Below are 20,225 nucleotides of genomic sequence, written 5' to 3'. Positions count from 1 at the left end.
GGCACCCGAGCTACATGTTCGACTTGGAACGCTCGCCCCTCGCGACCGTGGCGCACGCCACGTGCGCCTGACCTCTCCTCTCCGGTCCGATCGGCACGATCAGTCCTCCCCAGGCGACGGATCGAACCCTTGATCGTCTTCCTCGACAAGGAATCTCTCGTCCGCATGCTTGGTGATATCCAGTGACGTTGCTTGGTCGGTTGTCCACTTTCGATCGCGGACCAGAAGCGAGTAGAGGCAGGGAAGCACGAAGAGCGTGGAAGGTTCGACGGCTAACAGACCTCCCAGAATCGCACGAGCCAGCGGTGCGTTCGCTTCGCTGCCACGTTCGAGCGCGAATGCGCCTGGCAACATGGCGAAGAAGGCGGCCAGGGCCGTCATCGTGACCGGCCGGACTCGGATCGACGCGGACTTGCGAATCGCTTGCCCCGGGGTCAGGCCCTCTTTGAGCCGCAGTTCCTGGGCGAAGTCGGTCATCAGCACTGCGTTGGAGACATTGATCCCGACGATGAAGATGAACCCGAGCAGCGACTGAACGTTGACGGCCGTGCCCGTGAACTGGAGCATCAGCAGTACGCCGATCAACGAGAGCGGCACGGCGAGCATGATGCTCAGAGGCGCGAGCCACGACTTGGCCAACCCGACCATCAGGAAGTAGATCAAGATCGAGGCCCCAATCAGGCCGAAGCCCATGCTGGAGAACGTGTCCTGCATGCGAGCGTACTCACCGCTCAGGCTGACCTTCGTCCCTTTCATGAGCGGGCTCCCCTGGGTGGCCGGGTCGTAGGGGATCCAGCGGCCGTCCAGTTGCCGTTCCCCGATCCCGTCGATCGCCTGAGCGACGTCGTCGGAAACGTGCCCGAGATCACGGCCTTGGACCCCCATCGCGAGGTCGATCGTCGGCTGGATGTTTGCGTGCGTCACTTCCGTCGGCACGGTGGTCCGGCGCAGGGTGATGAGGTTGCCCAGGGGGATCGCCTTCTTCTGGCCGACCCCTGTGATCGGGATGTTAAGCAGGGTCTCGATCGACTGGATATCCTTCTCGGGATACTGAACTCCGACGAAGTACTGGTTGCCACCGATCGGGTCGATCCAGAAGTTCTTCTTATTGAATTGGATGCTGGAGTTGAAGGCGGCCACCACATTCTTCATGACGTCGATCTGGGTCAGCCCGAGGTCGGCGGCCTTGGCCCGATCGACGTCGATGATGTACTCGGGGTAGTCGAGCCGCTGGATGATCCGGGCGTCGACCACGCCGTTGATTCGAGTCACTTTGTTCCGGATTCGCTGCGCGACGGCGAGGGCCTGCTTCGGGTTCTTCCCGGTGACCCGGACATTGATCGGGGTGGACTTGCCTTCGTTCATCGCCCCTCGAACCAGGCCGCCAGCGTCAAAGGCGAACTCGAGGTCGCGAAATCTCGAGTCTTGCGTGAGCCCTTGGCGAATCAGGTGAACATAGTCCTGTGCGGACCGACTTCGGTGCTCCGTGAGCTGAACCCGGATGATCGCATCCATCGGCCCTGAATTCGGGGTATACGCGGCCGACCAATCCGCATTCACGCCGATTTCAGAGATGAAGAGTTGCAGGTCATGCTTGGCGATGATCTGTTTGAGCGATTGTTCGACCTGGGCGATCTTTTGCTCGGTTCGCTCGATTCGAGTACCGCTCGGGGCCCGGACACTGATCTCGAACGCACCCGCGTCCACGTCGGGAAAGAACTCGCGACGAAGCACCGGCCAGAGCGTCAGCAGGGTCACGAGCAGCAGGCTGTAGGCGACGGTCACCGTGAGCACTCGGTGGTTCAGGACGACATCAAGCACGCGTGCGTACGACGCGAACATGCGTTCGATGGCCGCTTCCCAGCGGGCGAACGCGCGGGTCAGAATCCCGGCCCGTGCAACTTCGCCGTCGTGCTCGTGGTGATGATGGGGCTTGAGCCAGGCGGCGCTACAGGCGGGGACCAGGGTCCGCGACAGGAGATAGGCCGAGCCCATGGCGAAGGCGACGGCCAGGGTCATCGGTCGAAACAGGAACTCGCCCATCCCCGGCATCAGCGCCAGGGGCGAAAGCACGAGGAAGGTGCAAAGGGTCGCGATCAACTCGGGCACCGCCACCTCGCTGGCTCCGAGGAAGGCGGCGTCCTCGGGGCTGGCCCCCAGGCCAAGGTGCCGGTGCGTGTTCTCCAGGCAGATGATGGCGCTGTCGACCAACGGGCCGATCGCCAGAGTCAGGCCGGCCAGGGTCATCACGTTGACCGTGTTGCCCGTGAATTTCAGGAGGATCATCGCCGAGAGGACCGAGATCGGCAGGGTCAGGACGGCGATCGCCGTCATGCGCCACTGGCCCAGGAAGAGCAAGATCGTGAGCGAGCACAGGATCGATCCGAGCACCCCTTCCTGAACCAGGCTGGCGATCGACTGGCGGACGTAGACCGACTGATCCATGACCACTTTCAGGTCGATCCCGCAGCGTGTCAGCCGTTCCGTGAACTCGGCGAGCCGGGAACGGACCGAGTCGACCACGGCCAGGGTGCTGGCGCCAAGCTGCCGGAAGACCGGGATGTAGACCTCGCGCCGACCATTGATCCGGACGACGTTGGTCTGGATGTAGGAGGCGTCCTCCGCGGTCGCGACATCGCGCAGAAAGGCGGTGTTCCCATGGACCGAGCGGAGCGGAATCGAACCCATCTCCTTGGCGAAGTCGTACATCGAATTCGAGTCGAGCGCGTAGTCGGTGTCGCCGATCTTGGCATCACCGGTCGGCAGGAAGACATTGAAGTTGTCGAGGGCGTTCATGACGTCGAGCGAGGAGAGCCCGCGCGCCTGCATTTTCTGACGGTCGAGGTAGGCGAGCACCGCGCGGATCTTACCGCCATAGACGACCGGAGCCACGGCGCCGTTAATGCTCATCAGCATGTTGCGGACCTCGTAGCGTCCGACGTCGTAGAGGATCGACTCGGTCTGCGACTGGTCGGGGCTATCCACCGCCACGATGCAGACCGGGGTCGTGCTCGTCGGGTCGAACGGCAGAACGACCGGCGGGAGGGTTCCGGGCGGCAGGGACGGAACCGCCGCCAGGGCCAGCGAATTGACCTGGGTCAGCGCCCCATTGGGGTCGACGTCGTTTCGGAAGAAGTTGCGAACGATACTGGCCCCGACGATCGACCGCGATTCCTGCCGCGCAGTTCCGCTGGCCTGGCCGGTCCAGCGTTCCATCCGGTTGGTGATGTCCTTCTCAATACTGGCGGCCGGCATCCCACCGTAAAAGGTGAGCACCTGGACCGCCGGACTCTTGAACACCGGAAGGATATCGATCGGGATTTGATAAACGGAAACGGTTCCCAGCATCACGAGCGTCAGGCACATGACCGTGACGGCGTACGGGTTCCGAAGCGAAGCTCGGATCAGGCCGTTCATGCGAGTTCCCCAGCAGCGGACCTTTGGGTGAGCAGAGAGGTCGACGGAAGTCGTCGGGGATCGCGCGGGGGGGAGGCGCGGGAAGGACCGGGATCGGAAGGGGAGACCGATCCTGCCTGTTCGATTCGAAAACGAGGCTTCTCAGCAGCGCAGACAGCCGTTGAGCGGTATAACGCCTGGATCCCTGAGCGAAGTGCGTGCCGTGATGAGAAACCGGGCTTCGGTGATCTCCGACACGAACCGAGGCGTGGAGCTGAGGAGGAGATGACCCGCAATCCGGTACGAATCGTGATCCGGGGAGTCGCGGCGCCGGGATGGTGTGGGTGCCAATCGCTCCGATCGGGCCGCCGACCATTGACAGACCCGGACCACAAGATTGAAGGTGCGATGCGGTCGGGAAGAGGAGGGGGGAAGCGCCAACGGAGCGGCGATCATCCTCATGACGAGGAGAACGAACAGCGTTCTCGTCAAGCTTGAAGGAAGTCGCATACTCCAGCATCCCCGCCGTTAGACTCAGACTCGCGCAGGGGGGATGCGATGAGGTCTGGGTTCACAATCCAGCATTAGAAATAATACGGGTAGAATTCATGAGTCAAGAGACGGTTTGGTCCCGAGTTCCGTTTCGTGGGGTTTGAGCCGAACCTAAGTGTAGATTTCACAAGCCTTTTGGGGGATTTTCGGGTAAAGCGTCGCCGAACCCGTTTCCCCCCCGTAATCGACGCGATTGGTCGTGGCGTCATCGTGGGTCCAACGATTCCCGATCAAGGGGTGGGGTATGGAATCTCAAGAATCACAAAATTGAAGGAATGATGATATAATGAATCATGTGGAGAGCCATTGTTGTCTGTCGGTTGGCTTTCCCTTTGCCATTTCCGGAAAGTTGTATTGGCGGACCCTCGGACGTGCATGGTAAGGATGGGTGGGCAACGTCAACGGAGGGACGACGATATGGCGAAATCGGGCGTGGTGGCCCGGCACCTGCACACGCTCCTCAAGCTGGGGGCGGTCGGGGGGCTGTCGGACGGACAGTTGCTGGAACGGTTTGTGACCCGCCACGGTGAGGTGGCCGAGGCGGCGTTCGCCGCCCTGGTCGAGCGGCACGGGGCGATGGTCCTGGGGGTCTGCCGCCGCATCTTGGCCGATCCGCGCGACGCTGAGGACGCCTTCCAGGCCACGTTTCTGGTGCTGGTCAAGAAGGCTCGGAGGGTGCGGGTGGACGACTCGCTCGGGCGCTGGCTGTATGGAGTGGCTTGCCGAGTGGCCGCCCGGGCCCGGACTGAAGCCGGCCGGAGACAAGCTCGGGAAGGGGAGGGGGTGGTGGATTGCGCGGGCCCGAGCTTCGATTCGGACCGGTTCGACCTTCGCAGAGTGCTCGACGAGGAGTTGGACCGATTGCCCGAGAAGTACCGGGTGCCGGTGGTGCTCTGCTACCTGGAAGGTCTGACCCACGAGTTGGCCGCGGAGCGGCTCGGTTGGCCCGTGGGGACGGTCCGAGGGCGGTTGTCGCGGGCTCGCGAGCGATTGCGGACCCGGCTGTCGAGCCGTGGCCTGGCGCCGACCGCTGCCGGGCTCTGGGATTTCCCGACGCCACTGCCGATGCGGGCGGTTTCCCACACCTTGGTTGAGGAGACGGTCCGGGCCGCGATTCAGTACACGACGGCCCGCGTCGCCCTGGGAGGGATCTCGACGGCAGTCGCCGTTCTGACCGAAGGAGCGCTCAAGACCATGGTCCTGTCCAAAGTGAAGACTTCCGTCGCTCTGTTGTTTGCGATGGTCGCGACCACCATGGTCGCGCCGGCCTTCCTCGTGGCGTCGGACCCGCCGGCGTTGGATCGGGGATACCCCGTCGCGGCCGCGGAGAAGAAGAGCGAGCCGAAGCGCTCCAAGAGCCAGATCGAGGCGAGCGAACTCGCGGCGAAAGCGTTTGGTCCCACGCACTGGAGTGCCAACCCTGCGCTGCCGGTTCGCTACTCCAGCCACAAACGTGGCTATTGGATGTACGCCCAGGAGTACGAGCGACTCAACGACGGCAAGCAGTTGCGGTTGCGGCCGGTCGCGATTGTGAGGAAGTCACGCAACGGCGAGGCCCTCAAGACGGTGACCAGCGACGAGGCGATCGTGGACCTTGACCAACCCCTGGGCGTGGCGAGCAAGTCAGGAGTGGCGCTGAAGATCCGCCACGTGCGGTTCGAGGGGAACGTCCGGTTCAACATCGGCCGGGAGACGACCACTCCCGGCGCCGACCTGGCGATTGGCCCGCTCGCCAATGCCGAGTTCGACGAGACCTTCCTCACCATCCGCAGTGATTCGGACCTGACGATTGAGGATCGCAACAAGCGGATCACCGGCTCCGGACTCTCGATTGAGCATTACCCTGACGACGAGGGCGGTGGAATCAAATCAATAAAAATTAAGAAGAATGTGCATGTTAATGTCAAAGAATCGGTCCGCTCGAAAGTGATGCCCGGCCAACCCGAGGGGGTCGATGGTCAGGGGAGCCGAGCTTCGCTCGACCTCCGCTGCACCGGGATGTTGCTGATCGAATGGACCCGGCCGAAGCAAGGCGTCAAGGTTGGCCCCCCCGAGGCTTCGAAGTCGCCCTTCCTTCTCCTCTCGGGCGCCGTTGATGTGTCGCGCCCTCGCCGAGAACAGCAACCTGACCAGTTGAATTGCGACGAGCTGCGCCTGGATTTGCGATCGGACGTCTCGCGGGGGGCGGGCGCGGGAACGAGCCTCCATGAGTTGCGGGCCACCGGCTCCGCCGTCTGGCTCCGGTTACCAGGGCAGGGGATCACGGCACGTTGCAACGAGTTTATCTATAAGAAGCTCTCTCCCCATCGGGCTGACGAGACTCACCTTCGTGGCGACGGACGGAACGAGGTCTGGGTGGAGATGGAGAAGGCGGGCCCGACCAAAGGGAAGGTCCAGTCGGTTACCACCATCAGGACGAGCGATGCGACGATCTTCGAGGAGGGTGAGGGGAGCGAAACGGCAACGACCTTGGTCTGCGGCCCCGGCTTTCTCGAAACCCGGCCGAGTCGTGATAAGCCGGTTGAGGGTAAAACGAGCTGGCAAGACCATTTCATCATGCGGACTGGGTTCGACGGTCCCGATCGGCCGACCAAGCAGTTCACCCTCACCGGTCGGCCCGAGTTGTTCGGCCCTGGGTCGACAACGCTCAACGCGGACAAGTCGATCGTCATCTCGCTCGAGCCAACGGCTGATTGATCGGAGAGATTGAAATAAATAATGCAGATAATAAGAATTTAGCGATTGGTTGTCGGCCGGTTTTCCACGGTGTGGAACGTTTCCGTCAAAGACAGAGGGGCAGGCCCCAATGGTCTGCCCCTCGTTGTTGTTGATGGGTTGGCTCGGAGCTCGAGTCGATCAGGAGGTGACCTTCAGTTGCGCGGGGTCCCAACCGATGACCTTGCCCTGGCGATAGCTGTCGTTGCACAGGAGCGCGGGGGCCGCGGCGCGATATCCGAAGACGGCATCTTCGTAGACCGGCTGCTTGTTGCGGACGGACTTGAAGAAGTTGACGAAATGGTCGAAGCGTTCGTCGTAGCCTTTGGGGACCACGAACTTCTCCGGCTCGCTCGCGTGCGGCTTTGCCTTCTTGGGCTTGGCGGCCTGTTCGGCGAGCAGTTTCTCGGCGAACGCCTTCTGCTGGGCGTTGGAGAAGGTGCGCACCGAGTTGTAACCTTTGAGAAGCTGATCGGCCGTCGCCGTCTGGATTCCGGGTCCGCTCACGGTGAGCGAGGTGAAGCTGACGTTGATCACCCCTTCGCTGCCGACGAAGCGGAAGTAGGTGTCGCCGCCACCGCCGTCCTCGAAGTTGGTCTGGAGCGAGAGGGTGAAGCCCGGGTGCGCCTCGGTTTGCGGGTAGTCGAGCAGCCCCATGATCACGTCGTAGACGTCGCGGCCATCCTTCCAGTAGCGCAGGCCCCCCATCCCGGCGATCCGGTTCGGCCCGAGCGAGCCGGTCGCGTGATGAATCCCGGTGAGGAGATGGACGAACAGGTCGCCCGCGACCGCGGTCCCGTAATCCCAGTAGTTCCTCCAGCGGAAGAAACGCACCGGGTCGAACGGCAGCTTGGGACTGGTTCCCAAGAATCGGTCCCAATCCACCGTCTCCGGCGAGGCGTCGGTCGGGATCGAATACTGCCAGGCGCCGACGTCGGAGTTGCGGTTGTACCGGGCCTCGACCGCATTGATCTCGCCGATCGCGCCTTTCTTGATCAGCTCCTTGACCTTGTCGTAAAGGACCGAGCTGGCGTACTGGCTGCCCACCTGAAAGACCGCGCCGGTCTGCTTCTGGACGGCGATGACTTCCGGCCCTTCGCTCACGAGCCGGACCATCGGCTTCTCGCAATAGACCGCCTTGCCGGCCTTCATCGCGTCGATCGAAATCTGCGTGTGCCAGTGGTCGGGCACGCAGACGAGGACCGCGTCGACGTCCTTCCGCGCCAGGATCTCGCGGTAGTCCACGTAGGTCTCGACCTTGTCGCCGTAGACCTCCTTGGCATGGATTCGCCGGCCTTCATAGAGGTCCGACGCCGCGACGAGCTCGACCCCGGGCACCTTCAACGCGGTGTCGGTATCGATGAATCCAATAATGCCCATGCCGATCGTGGCGATCCGGATCCGGTCGTTCGGCCCCGCCGGTGGGGTTGGCTCCTGCTCCGTGTTCAACGCATAGACGTTCTGGCTGAGCCGAGTTGTGGCCACGGCCGGCGCGGCCGAAGCCACGGCAGCCGACTTCAAGAACGACCTACGCGATGGTTGGTCGGCGTTCGACATGGTCTGCTCCTAAGATTCCGGGGACCATCCTCTCGGCATTCCTGCTCCGATGGAGTTCCACCCCAAGGTTCGTGAACGATCCAGCATACGGGGCCGGCAAGTCTTTCGGAAGCCGAGCTTCCGCATGCCGGTGCCCAGCATTGGCTGTTCGATACAAGCTTGCGGTGGCCGCCCTGTGTTCCCCGATGAGTCCCCGACCGTTCTTCTCCTCGGATTTCTGACGTTCCCTCAGCCGGGTGCTCGCCCCCTCGTCTGGAATTTCCGCCGAAGCCACTGGAGAAGACTCTCTCAACTTCAAATTTGGCATCTGCAACAATCAAAATGATTGTGAATCACGCCATGCGGAAATAAGGGGTTGATGATTTTTGATGTCAAGCCAAAAGTGCCAGGGACCGTTTTGACATCGCGTTCTTCTCGATGTTAAGCTATGGTTCATGGGACGACCACTACGCAACGCCGAAGGCGGACTGATCTATCATGCCTTGAACCGTGGCAGCGGGCGTTTGCCTCTGTTGGGCGACGCCGACGAGTACGAGGTCTTCGAACGCGTCTTGGCCGAGGCGGTGACGCGTGAGAGCATGCGTCTGCTCGCCTTCTGTCTTCTCCCCGATCACTTTGAACTGGTGCTCTGGCCCCGCGGCGACGGCGACTTGTCGCGGTTTATGAACTGGCTGACCTTGACTCACACCCAGCGTTGGCACGCGCGGCGTCGCTCGGCGGGATCCGGCCACGTCTACCAGGGCCGATTCAAGTCGTTCCCGGTCCAGGATAACGGGCATCTTCGGACGGTCTGCCGCTACGTCGAGGGCCGCGCCCTCCGCGCCGGACTGGTGCCGCGTGCCGAGCAGTGGCAGTGGGGCAGTCTCTGGTCCTTTGCCTCAGGCCCCTCCCGGGAGACCGGGCCGGCGTTAAGTCCCTGGCCAGTCCCGCGGCTTCCCCGCTGGATCGAGCGGGTCAACGCGCCCCTCGGCCCCGACGAAGCCGCCGCGATGGAGCGGAGCCTGCAACGCGGCCAACCTTTCGGTTCGCCGGAGTGGCAAGCGGAAACCGCCAGTCGGCTCGGTCTGGAATCGTGCTTCCGCCCGCGAGGACGGCCCAAGAAGCCGAAGCAGGAGGTTGATGATCTCGATGAGCTCCTCCCGTGATACCGAGGCCGGTGTGCTGCTCAAGGGGTTGTCGCCAGGACCGAGGCGAGCACCTAGACGCGGACCGCCTTGTCGCCACGCGATCTCATGGCAGGCCATCACGACAAGACGGAATGTTGATATGTATTAAGTTTTGTGTGTGATTAGAATATTGGACGATGGCCGTCGTGGCTGATGAGAGTTGGATTCTTTACGACCCGGGTCGGGTCGCTTGCAACCGTCGGGTGGGTCTGTCATCTTGGAATCGGCCGCGCTTCGGGCCTTTCCGAAAAAGCCTGGTCGAACGGTTCATCTCGCGTGCGAGGGACGCCCGTGGATAAGACCGATCAGTCCTCATCAATCCTTGAGGCGATCCTCGAGTTCAACCACGATCGCAAGCCGAAGCGGGTTCGCCTGAAGCTTCAGCGCATGGACGAGAACCCATTCGCGTTCTTCCGGGGGACCGACCACCTCTTCGCTTGCTCCTGGCTGGAGTATCAGCCCCCCGACGTCGGGCCTCCGGTCCTGATCTGCGGTGATCTCCACCTCGAGAACTTCGGGGCGTACGAGGCTGAGGACGGGGAGATTCTCTTCGATATCAACGACTTCGACGAGGCCCTCGTCGCCCCCGTCAGCCTCGACCTCGTCCGTTGCACGGCGAGCATTCTCATCGCGGCGGAGATCTGGCATCTTACGCCTCTGCAGGCGGTGGGCATGGCCCTGGCGTTCCTTGATGACTATCGCAGGGCGCTCACGTCGATGCCCCGGGACCATTCGGTTGCCGAAGGTCTGTCGCTCCTGGGCCCCGGTGTCCTCTGGAACCGGACGGGAGTGACGGGGCCGGTTGACCCCGTTTCGCTCTTGGGCCGGAACACCGAATTCACCAAGAAGGGCCGGCGGAGGATCATCCGCAACGAGAAGCATCCCCCGATCCGTGCGTCGCGGTTCAAGGCGATCGAGCGTGCCGTTGAGAAGTTCGGGACGAACACCTCCACGCCCGAAGCGTACTCCGTGCTCGACGTCACGGCCAGAATCCTCGGGATCGGCAGCCTCGGCCTTCCGCGTTATGTTGTGCTCGTGGAAGGGCCGGGGCCCGCCGACGAGAACTGGCTGCTAGATATCAAGGCGGTCTGCTCGCCCTCGTTGCGGTCCTGCACCGATGCGCCCCAGCCTGATTACGGTGAGAGCGAGGCGCATCGCGTGGTCTACGCCCAGCACGTGCTTCAGGCGAAGCCGATGCTCGGGCTCGCCGTGATCGAGATCGAAGGCCAATGGTACCGCATGAGACAGTTGATCCCCGACGAGAACCGAGCGAGCCTCGACCGGCTCCGGAGAGATCCGGACAAACTGCGCGAAGCGATCCACGTGGCGGGACGCGTCACGGGTCACTCCCACCTCCGCGGCGCCTGCTCGCTCGAGAACGGTCGTGGACGCGACTCACTGATTGCCTGGGCCTCAAGGCCTGCGCTGGACACGGTCATGGCGGCCGCGGTGCGTTGCGCCGAGCGTAATCGGCTGGACTACGTGCAGTACCACGAGTCGCTCTCGCGGCCATCGGCCCTACCGAAGTCGCTCCGATCCACCGGGAGACCGCGAAAGTCAAAATAGCCGCCCTGATCTGTAGAGATTATGATCGAACGTTGATAGAATTTCTCGGCTTATGGAGACGGGTGACAGCAAAGCAAAACAAGGGGCGTGCAATGAGGGGCGTTGGTTTGCTTCTGATTTCGGTCGTCCTACAGCTTGGCGCCGATGCCCCGAAGCCGAATCGGGTCGAGACCGAGTTGGCAAGGTTTCAGGGAACCTGGCAGCAGCTTTCCGGGGTGGTCAACGGGGTCGCGCTTCCCAGTGAGGTGGTCCAAGAAACGCACGTCAGGTTCCGCGGGAATCAGAAATCGGTCCGAGCCGGTGTTTCGTCACCCTTCGCGGGTCTGACGGTCGTGCTCAACCCTGGCGAGTCACCCAAGCAGATCGACGTTAAAGCCGATGAAGACGGGGCCGCGAAGGGATCTGTCAGCCGCGGGATCTATCAGTTCGATGAAGATACGCTGACAATCTGCAACGGGGCGATCGACGACAAACGCCCCACCGAGTTCACCTCGAAACCGGGGAGTGGCCGCAACTTGCAGGTGTTTCGTCGCCTCCATTTTGGGGACGGCCCGGAGCCCGGTAAAGGAACGCCCCTGGAGGTCCCTGGTGTCGTCTCGATCGCCGCGCCGGGGGAGGAATTTGTGTGGACGAGCGTCCGCTCCGGCGTGACGGATGGAGTTGAGACCCGGACCTACGCCTGCTCGAAGGAGGGATCAACGGCCGCCATCGTGCTGACCATGGTGCGGCACTCCGCCGACACCGAGGCCGCCAAGGTCGCCACTCTCAAAGGCCATTTCAACGGACTGCTGCTGAGCCTGCGTAAGTTCGGGTTCACCGAGATTCGTGGTCCGCAGCCTTCGCTCGAGCCCCCGATCCCCGCGCGAACCCTCTACTCAGCCTCAATGACGGGCCCCGACGGCCAGACGACCTATCTCGGAGCCGCGACCGTATTCGGAAAGTGCACCTACAGCCTTCAAGTCTTCGCACCCACCGAGAAAGAAGCGAAGCGGCTGGTCCAGGTTGTGGAGACCCTGAAGGAGAACCGGTGACGGGTGGCCTTCAAACCCAGGGAGCACCGCTCAGGTCAGGCCCGGCGAGTGTTCGTGGTTCAACCTCATGACAGATGCTGCTGAGCCAAAGCATGGAAGGCCAGAAAGGCCGTGCAAACCCGTTGTAAGCTCTGTCATTACCAGACTTCATCATTTGAAGCCCCGATCCGAAGGGGCTGCAAAGAACCGGCGGACCGGGAGGGCTTCAACTGCAATACCTTTCTGGCCGTTGAGGCAGCCTGGGCCTTATGAGGTCACGATCGCCGTGTCGTCAAGTGTTGGCGCGGCCTCAATGACACGCATGCTTTTCCACTTGCCCGAGCGGAACCGGAGCGTGAAACAGAGCGCCATGGCCAGGATATAGACCGTCGCGAACATCCAGGCCCAGTTGAGGTTGCCCTCGGCTTGGACGAGCAGGAAAGTCGGGATCACCATCAGCGGCCAGGCCAGGAGGAAGGTCAAGAGCGAGACGAAGCGGGTGTCACCCGCGCCTCGGAGTGCGAAGGAGATGGTCAGGTTCACGGCGTCCGCCAACGAGTAAACCGCCGCGCATGCCAGCAGAGGGGGGACGATGGCCGCGATCACCGCAAAGCTCTCGGGGTCGCGGTCCCCCTCGAAGACCGAGACCAGGGTGCCCGGGATCAGCACGTACGCCGAAGCCACCAGACACATATAGCCGAAGGCCCATTTCATTCCGGTATAGGTGGATCGCTCCGCCAATTCCGGACGATCGGCGCCCAGCCGCTGGCCGACGAGGATCGAGACCGCCTGGGCGATCCCTTGCATCGGCAGGAAGGCGACCATGTTCAGCCGGACGGTCAGGGCGGTGGCCCCGGCCTGGGCCTCCCCGAGTCGGCCCACGAGTTGGACGAAGACGTGGAAGACCAGGACGTCTGAGAAGACCTGAGCCCCGGCCGGGAGGCCGTACTTCAACAACCGGCCGAAGAGCGCGCGCTCGGGCCGCCAGCCGCGTCGGGTGTCGAACTCCTCGGCATACTTGCGGCGGAGCAGGAGGCCGAGAGCCGTCAGGGCGGAAACCCACGACCCGGCTACGGTCGCCCACCCTGCACCTGCGATCCCGAGCTCGGGGGCCCCGGCCCGGCCAAAGATCAAGAGCAAGGCCAAGGCGATGTTGACCGCGGTTCCCGCCGCCTCAATCCCGAGCACGGTCCAGGTCTGGCCACGGCCCGAGAAGAAGCCGTTGATCGCGGCCATGATGAGCATCGGCAAGGCGGCGAAACAGAGGCAACGTAGGTAGATGGCCTCCAGAGTCTGCAACGCCGGGGTGTGCCCGCCGATCGCGATCAGGTGGGGCGCGGCCGGGACCATGATCAGAAACAGGAGCCCGGCCAGGATCGCGAAATGGACCCCTTGCCAGACCGCCGGCCCCACCCGCTTCGGTCGCCCGGCACCCGTGTACTGGGCGACGAAGGTCGAAACATAGCCGGCGGCCACCTGGAGCAGCCCGAACGGCAGCCAGAACCACATGACCGCCGGAAACGAGGCGGCCATCTCCCGAGGGTCGTGCCAGGCGAGCAAGATTGCGTCGACGAAGACCTGCACCGTCATGAAACTCTGGCTGACGACCAACGGCAACGCCAGCGAGAGCAATTCCCGGCTCCCCCCCGCGGCGGACCGTTCGGCTTCCCCGCCGGACTCACCGGAAGCGGTCGGCTGGTCGATTGCCTCGTCCGTGATCACTCGACTGCCCATCCTGCGACCCTCAACGGTGATTCGATCGGGATCGGCCCCTCCGACCTTTTCGAAAAAGGAGGAGACGATCCGCCCTCGGTGGGTTCGGTTTTCGGACCGTTTTTTTTTCGACGAGACGCATCATCTGATCAGGCCATCAAGCCCTGATTTTAACAGAAGAACCAAGAATGGGGAATTCGTCATTCTTGCCGTGACTTGGGCAAGATGGGCGAGTTGTGAACTCGCCACGCAAACCGTCCCGAGCGAGAGGAGGGAGCTTCCACAGGCCCAGTGTCTCGGTTGCCTCGCGCATCCCGATCTCTGCACATACCCAAGGGCTGGACGTGGCGGAGCGATGCGCATTTCGCTCCGGTGATCACCGTGTTCATGGCCGCGCTCTCGCCTTCACCCCCAGGGTGCTTGGCCAACGGAGGTCGCGGCGCACGGGAGTGGACAGAAGTTGGCGCATTCATTGACGCACGCATGGAGTGTCATGCGGAAGTGAGTGAGCATGCGGTGGTAAGCGATGCCCCGCCTTCTCGTTCGGGAAGGCGCTGTCGAGAGATCCGAGTATCCTTTTTTCAAGATCATGTCAAACAGTAGGGGCCGGTCTCTTGACAGAATCGCGTAATGGCGAATAGGATCGGTGATCTCCCCCTTCTTTCTTTTGAATTGCCCATGTCATTTGATTTAGGATAGCAGTCACGCATCTAGCTTTGAGTTGTGCCGGTTACCGAGGTGTTCACTACCCTTATCAGTCGGGTGGGATACCCTGCGCTGTACGTCTGACCGACCCGGATTTGGGCAACCACCTGGGGACGTCGGATGGCCGTCGCAAGCGGGCTCGGGCGCTGGACGAGGTGGCGATCTTCCCGTCCGGCATGAGCCATCCGTTTCGGGGGCGACGGCTTGGTTTGCGGCCGCACGATGTCGAGTTGAGTTTCGCGATCGAGAATTACCATTGGGAATTGAAGCAAAACTGCGGTGTGGATCGATGCCAAGCCCGCTCAGGGTGTACGGCGTGATCCATTCAGGATGGCGTTGCGGGCGTACTTGCGCCTGAGGTGGATTCACTTCGACGCCGAGGTTGGCGGCTACGTGGTCAAGTTGCGGCTGGTACGCGAGGGGATCCAGAGCGATCTGGTTCGGCCCTTCCTCGCCGTGCCGGATTGGGCAACTGCGTAATGTTTGATTCGATTGATTATGATTATTGAGACGAGGAATGGCATCATGATTAATTTTCGTCGCGCGTTTACCTTGATCGAACTGCTGGTGGTGATTGCGATCATCGCCGTGCTCATCGCCTTGCTTTTGCCGGCTGTACAGGCGGCCCGCGAGGCCGCTCGCCGCTCCCAGTGCGTCAACAATTTGAAGCAGCTCGGGTTGGCCACGGCCAATTATGAGAGCAGCAACCTGTGCCTCCCCCCCGCGCACGTCGGGTACAACTGGAATGATTGGTCGGCCCCGTCGATGATGTTGCCGGCCCTGGAACAGTCGCCCCTGTTCAACGCGATCAATTTCACAACGGGCTTCGCGAGCCCGGCCGCCTTGCAGAACACGACGGTGTTCAACACGAAGCTCAGCTTTCTGCTTTGCCCCTCCGACATGGATCGGTTGACCAACGCGGCGGGTCATACCAACTACCCGATGTGCGCGGGGTCGGAAGCTTATACGATGAAGTATGGGGATAATTTCCGCGGGGTTGGGATCGACCTCGGGCAGCAGGGCGGGAAGGGCGGCAAGATCGCCCTCCGGGACATCCTCGACGGCACGAGCAATACGGTCTGCTTCAGCGAACGCGTCAAGGGAGTCGATTCGGGGTTGGACATCCTCAAGCCGACGTCCAGCGTCTCCAACACGAACAATTGGTATCCGAACGCGAGCCCGATCGTCGATTACCTCTCCTGTCTCACGCTCTACCCCACGACCGCAAACCTCGCCAATATGGCCCTTTCGGGCACGCCCGCGGGTACGGACAGCACGATGGGGAGTTTCTGGCACCTCGGCCTCGGCCGGTGCGGCGGCATCTATACCAACATTATGCCGCCAAACTCATGGAGCTGCGTCACCAATAACCAGGACATGAACGGCGCATTGCTGACGGCCAGCAGCCGGCACTCGGGAGGGGTCAACGCCCTGTTCTGCGACGGCTCCGTCAAGTTCGTGAAAAGCACCATCAATTACATGGTCTGGATGGGTGTGGGGACCATCGCCAACAATGAAATCATCTCGGCCGACCAGTATTGATCGGCGGCGATGCCATCCCAATGGACTCGGTTCGATTGGCAACGCCATCGAATCCTCCGAGGGGTCGGGGGCTCCCATCGGCCGCCCCGGTCCCCTCACGTCTTGTGGCTCCGCCACTCGGACAACTTGTTGTCCCAACGAACCAGGTCTGATCCCCCTGCTTGTCTGCCATACGAACAAAAACCGATTTAAGAGTCGAGGAGTTGATGGAGATGGATGCCGCTCGACGAGCGATCATGGCCTTGGCGATGGTTGGCCTTACCCTGGCCGGCTGCGATTCGCGGCTGCATTATGAGCACGCCAAGGTCCACGGCAAGGTCACGTATCAGGGGAAACCGGTGCCGCTGGGATCGGTCTTGTTCGTCCCGGTCGTGCCGCCCGCGGACGGGCTCATGCAGCCCGCCTCCGGCTCGATCAATCCCGACGGGACCTACGAGCTGAAATCCGAGGCGGACGCCGGTGCGATTCTGGGAGAGCACAAGGTTGTCGTCGTTGCCATTGATGGCGGCGCGGCTGCGGAGCCCGCGAAGGCCGCCGATTCCGGGCCTGCCCCGGTGGCGAAATCCGTCCGGCTCAAGTCGCTGATCCCCAAGAAATACTCTGATCCGACCACCACCCCGCTGACCCGCAAAGTCGTGGCCGGCGACAATGTCATCGATATCGAGATCACCGACTGACCGCGCTGAACCGGCCTGAACTCAGGAACGAAGGGCGGTTGCGGGCTCAGAGCGGGGAAGGCTTCGTTCCCGGAATCCAAAGAGTCAATGACGCACCGCCGCTTTCTTGGTCAATCGCTCTTGCCGTCCGACACCCGTCGATTGTAACGTTAAGGATTTGTAAACCCCGAGGAGCCCATCGGGCGCAGGATGCAAGTGCCGGCAACAAGGATGGTGCACCATGAAATCCAACAGCAAGTATGCGCTGATTGACTCGTTTCGAGGTCTCGCCTGCCTCGGGGTTCTGGCGTTCCACGCCACACTTTATGGGACCCACGATTCGACTTCGTCCGGTGACGGTCCGCTTGCGCAGGTCGTTCGCACGGTCTTGAATCATTTATATGTTGGCGTGCCGGTTTTTTTCGTGATCAGTGGATACTGCATCACTGCCGCGTCCGAGTCTGCGATGCGCCGCGCCGACCCTCTGATGGATTTCTTCAAGCGGCGGTTTCGGCGGATTTATCCGTCGTACTGGCTGGTACTGGGCCTCACGGTCGTACTGCTCTTGATCGTGGGCTCAACGGACCTGCGTGTGTTATTGGGGGACGATCAGCCCCGATCGTCGGAGGCCCAGAGTTTTGGCGCAATTCATCATCTGCCTGACCTCCACCAGTTGACACTCGGCCAGGTGGGTGGCAACCTGACGTTGACCGAGACCTGGCTTTACCTGATCCGGACGGCCCCCACCCGCTTCATTTTGCCGACGGCTTGGACGCTCTGTTACGAAGAGCAGTTCTACGCGGTGTGCGCTCTGCTCTTGTTGTGGCCGGCCTTCTTCTATCGTGGGGTCGGGGCCGTGACCCTGATCACCTCGGGGGTGCTCCTCTCCAAATTCCTGGGGAAGGTTTTGGGGTTTTCGTCACCACGCCCCGTCGGACTGTTCGTCGATGGTGCCTGGCTGACCTTCGCGATGGGGATCTTCGTCTACCGGGCGATCCACCATTGGCCGGAGCAGCGCCGCCGTTCGATTCTGGTGGCGCTCTTCGTCAGTGGGTCGCTCGTGCTGGCTCAGTGCGTCAAAACCTCGCTCTATCACTATCTCTTTTCTTACTCGGTGGCTGCGGTCTTTTCGCTGGTCCTGCTCGTGGCCCATCCGCATGATCGGGCCCTCGCGCTTTGGCGTCCCCTCCGGCTGCTTGCCTGGGTGGGTGAGTTCAGTTACAGCCTCTATCTCGTGCATTACCCGATCACGGAACTCTTGGGGCGTTGGTTCTGGATGCATGAGTTCCGCGGTCTCTGGACGCATGTGCTCGTCGTGCTGCCGATCACGGGCCTCCTGTCGATCGCGCTCAGCCGCGTCTTCTTCCTGTTTGTCGAGCAGCGATTCCTTCAGCGGCCCGAGCCAATCGGCGACCCCGCACCATTCCGCTCCGCGCATTACGGTCGCCCGGCCGATCCGGTGGTCGAGCCGGGTTGAGTCCAGGAGGGAGATCAAGGGGAATTCGTCAAGATGCCGTAGGAGGACGTTGCCATCGCTTACCGCGGTTGACCGACGCGTTGCGCACGCTCGCACCCGTTATGGCCCCGACGGGGCGGCCCAAGCCAGCCCAGGGAAGCGCAACGGCAAATCAAGATGTCTGTATTGCAAGAGCTTTGCAAGGGCGTCCTAACCGTTAGGGTCGCCTGCAAGCTCAAGGCGGCCTGACTCGCTTTTCCGCCAAGCTGTTTTCCACCTCGCTCAGTATCTCCGCCGAGAACTTCGGATCGTTCACGATCCGCGACATCGTCACCGCGCCGATCATCGTCGAGGCCGCCATCAGGGCACGACGCCTCGCGTCCTTCGACTCGAAGTGCTGATCGCTTAGAGAAGCCGCCGTGCGTCAGGCCCGCGGCTTTCCCCTCGCCACGTTGATCATTTTGGATGATGATTGACATCTAAAATTGGTCCCGTACAGTTTAGATGTTGATCGAAATCTTGAAAGGCCTCAGCGGAGATTTCCAATGATTACCGGCAAATTGCTGGTGACCGGGGCGACGGGGGACACCGGGAGAGCGACGATCGATGAGTTGCTCGCCCGGGGCCGTCAGGTTCGGGCCCTAGCCCACGGTCAGGATGACCGCTCGAAGTCGCTGCAGGAACGCGGGGTCGAGGTTGTCTTTGGAGACTTGCTCGACTTCGGCCAAGTGCGATCGGCCCTGGACGGCGTCCAGCGGGCCTACTTCGTTTATCCCATCCGCCCGAGCATTCTGCAGGCGACCGCCTATTTCGCCCAAGCCGCAAAGGAAGCGGGCGTCGAAGGCATCGTCAACATGTCGCAGAAGTCCGCCCGGGGGGACGCCAAGAGCCACGCAGCGACCGACCACTGGCTCTCCGAGCGGGTCTTCGACTGGTCGGGGGTGCCCACCGCCCACATCCGGCCGACCTACTTTGCCGAATGGCTGCTTTACCTCGCCCCGATGATCAAGGCCGGGCTGCTCCACGTCCCGTTCGGTACCGGCAAACACGCCCCGATCGCGGCTGAGGATCAGGGGCGCGTCATCGCCGGCTTGCTTGAAGACACCGAGTCGCACAAGGGCCAGACCTACCCGCTCTTCGGGCCGGTCGAGTACACCTACGAAGAGACCGCCCGACTCCTGAGCCGTGTTCTGGGCAAGCCCGTCGCGTACAAGCAGGTCGACTTCGAGGAGTTTCAGAGGGCCTTTCAAACCGGTGCGAGAGCAACGGGTAGGTCCGGCAACGACTTCCTCTTCCAGCACCTCAGGGAAGTGGTGATCGACCATCAGAACGGCATTTTCGCGGGCACGAACGACCTGGTTGAGAAGCTCGGTGGCCGCCCGCCCATGACGCTTGAGGCGTTCATCGAGAAGCACCGCAACGCCTTCGTCTGAACCGACAGAACCAAGTAACCAAGTTCCTTCACGCGAAAATCGCGAGGGGTTGGCCATGATTAAGCCACCTGGAAGATACTGATACCAGCACCTCCCATCGGATTAAGAGGGTGCTTGGCTCTGTTTGAGAAATGGGTTCGGGTTCGTCATGAACGAGCCAAGGAGGAGCGATCCCGAGTGTCGGGCCGCGGCGTCTTACGAACCGACCTCACCGAGCCGCGCACGCAGTGCAGCGGAGTAAGCGATCGGGTTGCGCTCGGCATGTTGGGACGTCAGTCCTGTGACGGCTTACTCCGCTGCGCTGCGTGCGCGGCTCGGTTTAAGCGAAGATCATCGGCGGAGTTGGACCAGACCCTATTTCTCAAACAAAGCCTAACATTGGCGTTGTTCGATCTCGGGCGTCGGCAGATCGCCCGCATCCTGAAGGCATCCGCACCCGAAGCGTGGGAGCGGGGCGGGATCGTGGGCGACCGAGGCGACAAGACCGTGGCCAGATGGATAGGAAAGCGGGGAACTCCCGATTTTGGCGCCGGGAATTACTGTTATTCGTTTTAATCGCGCGAATCGCTACTAAAGTCACAAAACGCACTGGCCGATCAGTAGACTGTCTACCGCTGCCATTGCCTCTTCGACCATTCGCTGAGGGCGCTCATGAAGAACCCTGCAAGAGCCAGGAGTTGATCGCCTAGAACTTGTTCGGTGGGATTGCCGACAAGCGCAAACTCCTCAAGGACGAGGCAGATGAACCATCTCTCAAT

At 62.0% G+C, this 20,225-nt stretch carries 13 protein-coding genes; 9 read left to right on the top strand and 4 right to left on the bottom strand.

What is annotated here, in order from left to right; translation table 11 throughout:
- Nucleotides 1-99: 99 nt before the first annotated feature.
- Nucleotides 100-3,417 carry an efflux RND transporter permease subunit gene (locus BUS42_RS19880; protein ID WP_074309063.1) on the bottom strand — a complete coding sequence of 1,106 codons (3,318 nt, stop codon included), beginning with the start codon at nucleotides 3,415-3,417 and terminating at the stop codon, nucleotides 100-102.
- 948 nt (nucleotides 3,418-4,365) lie between these two features.
- Here BUS42_RS19880 and BUS42_RS19875 point away from each other — a divergent pair.
- Complete coding sequence (locus tag BUS42_RS19875) at nucleotides 4,366-6,645, top strand: RNA polymerase sigma factor (protein ID WP_074309061.1); 2,280 nt, start codon at nucleotides 4,366-4,368, stop codon at nucleotides 6,643-6,645.
- 159 nt (nucleotides 6,646-6,804) lie between these two features.
- Here the strand turns inward: BUS42_RS19875 and BUS42_RS19870 are convergent, their stop codons facing one another.
- Nucleotides 6,805-8,220, bottom strand: coding sequence for a Gfo/Idh/MocA family protein (locus BUS42_RS19870; RefSeq protein ID WP_074309059.1), 1,416 nt, complete (start codon nucleotides 8,218-8,220; stop codon nucleotides 6,805-6,807).
- Nucleotides 8,221-8,654: 434 nt separating this feature from the next.
- Here BUS42_RS19870 and BUS42_RS19865 point away from each other — a divergent pair, with 434 nt between their 5' ends.
- The 3 genes from BUS42_RS19865 to BUS42_RS19855 all read left to right on the top strand — a co-directional run bounded on the left by BUS42_RS19865 (nucleotide 8,655) and on the right by BUS42_RS19855 (nucleotide 11,983).
- Nucleotides 8,655-9,365, top strand: a complete 711-nt coding sequence (locus BUS42_RS19865) for a transposase (protein ID WP_074309056.1) — start codon at nucleotides 8,655-8,657, stop codon at nucleotides 9,363-9,365.
- Between the two features lie 312 nt (nucleotides 9,366-9,677).
- Nucleotides 9,678-10,952, top strand: coding sequence for a DUF2252 family protein (locus BUS42_RS19860; protein WP_074309053.1), 1,275 nt, complete (start codon nucleotides 9,678-9,680; stop codon nucleotides 10,950-10,952).
- A gap of 107 nt (nucleotides 10,953-11,059) precedes the next feature.
- Entirely contained in the window at nucleotides 11,060-11,983 is a 924-nt protein-coding gene (locus BUS42_RS19855; RefSeq protein ID WP_074309050.1) for a TIGR03067 domain-containing protein, read from the top strand.
- Between the two features lie 246 nt (nucleotides 11,984-12,229).
- Here the strand turns inward: BUS42_RS19855 and BUS42_RS19850 are convergent, their stop codons facing one another.
- Nucleotides 12,230-13,696: an MATE family efflux transporter gene (locus BUS42_RS19850; RefSeq protein WP_074309048.1), complete on the bottom strand. Its 1,467-nt coding sequence runs from the start codon at nucleotides 13,694-13,696 to the stop codon at nucleotides 12,230-12,232.
- Between the two features lie 1,014 nt (nucleotides 13,697-14,710).
- Between BUS42_RS19850 and BUS42_RS43735 the strand changes: the two genes are divergently transcribed.
- The 4 genes from BUS42_RS43735 (at nucleotide 14,711) to BUS42_RS19830 (ending at nucleotide 18,055) form a co-directional block, all read left to right on the top strand.
- Nucleotides 14,711-14,860, top strand: coding sequence for a hypothetical protein (locus tag BUS42_RS43735; RefSeq protein WP_159452262.1), 150 nt, complete (start codon nucleotides 14,711-14,713; stop codon nucleotides 14,858-14,860).
- Between the two features lie 45 nt (nucleotides 14,861-14,905).
- The gene (locus tag BUS42_RS19840) at nucleotides 14,906-15,922 is read left to right on the top strand and encodes a DUF1559 domain-containing protein (RefSeq protein ID WP_074309044.1); all 1,017 of its coding nucleotides are present in this window, start codon (nucleotides 14,906-14,908) and stop codon (nucleotides 15,920-15,922) included.
- A 212-nt stretch (nucleotides 15,923-16,134) separates the two neighbouring features.
- Nucleotides 16,135-16,599 carry a hypothetical protein gene (locus BUS42_RS19835; RefSeq protein WP_074311263.1) on the top strand — a complete coding sequence of 155 codons (465 nt, stop codon included), beginning with the start codon at nucleotides 16,135-16,137 and terminating at the stop codon, nucleotides 16,597-16,599.
- A 220-nt stretch (nucleotides 16,600-16,819) separates the two neighbouring features.
- The gene (locus tag BUS42_RS19830) at nucleotides 16,820-18,055 is read left to right on the top strand and encodes an acyltransferase family protein (RefSeq protein WP_074309042.1); all 1,236 of its coding nucleotides are present in this window, start codon (nucleotides 16,820-16,822) and stop codon (nucleotides 18,053-18,055) included.
- Between the two features lie 214 nt (nucleotides 18,056-18,269).
- Here BUS42_RS19830 and BUS42_RS46030 read toward each other — a convergent pair whose 3' ends face one another.
- Nucleotides 18,270-18,395 carry a hypothetical protein gene (locus BUS42_RS46030; RefSeq protein WP_256386179.1) on the bottom strand — a complete coding sequence of 42 codons (126 nt, stop codon included), beginning with the start codon at nucleotides 18,393-18,395 and terminating at the stop codon, nucleotides 18,270-18,272.
- A gap of 184 nt (nucleotides 18,396-18,579) precedes the next feature.
- On the opposite strand from BUS42_RS46030, the gene BUS42_RS19825 reads away from it, so the two are divergent.
- Nucleotides 18,580-19,467 carry an NmrA family NAD(P)-binding protein gene (locus BUS42_RS19825; RefSeq protein ID WP_074309039.1) on the top strand — a complete coding sequence of 296 codons (888 nt, stop codon included), beginning with the start codon at nucleotides 18,580-18,582 and terminating at the stop codon, nucleotides 19,465-19,467.
- Nucleotides 19,468-20,225 lie beyond the last annotated feature (758 nt).

Source organism: Singulisphaera sp. GP187, assembly GCF_900129635.1.
Taxonomy (GTDB): Bacteria; Planctomycetota; Planctomycetia; order Isosphaerales; family Isosphaeraceae; genus Singulisphaera.
This window is presented reverse-complemented; position numbering and strand designations above follow the sequence as displayed.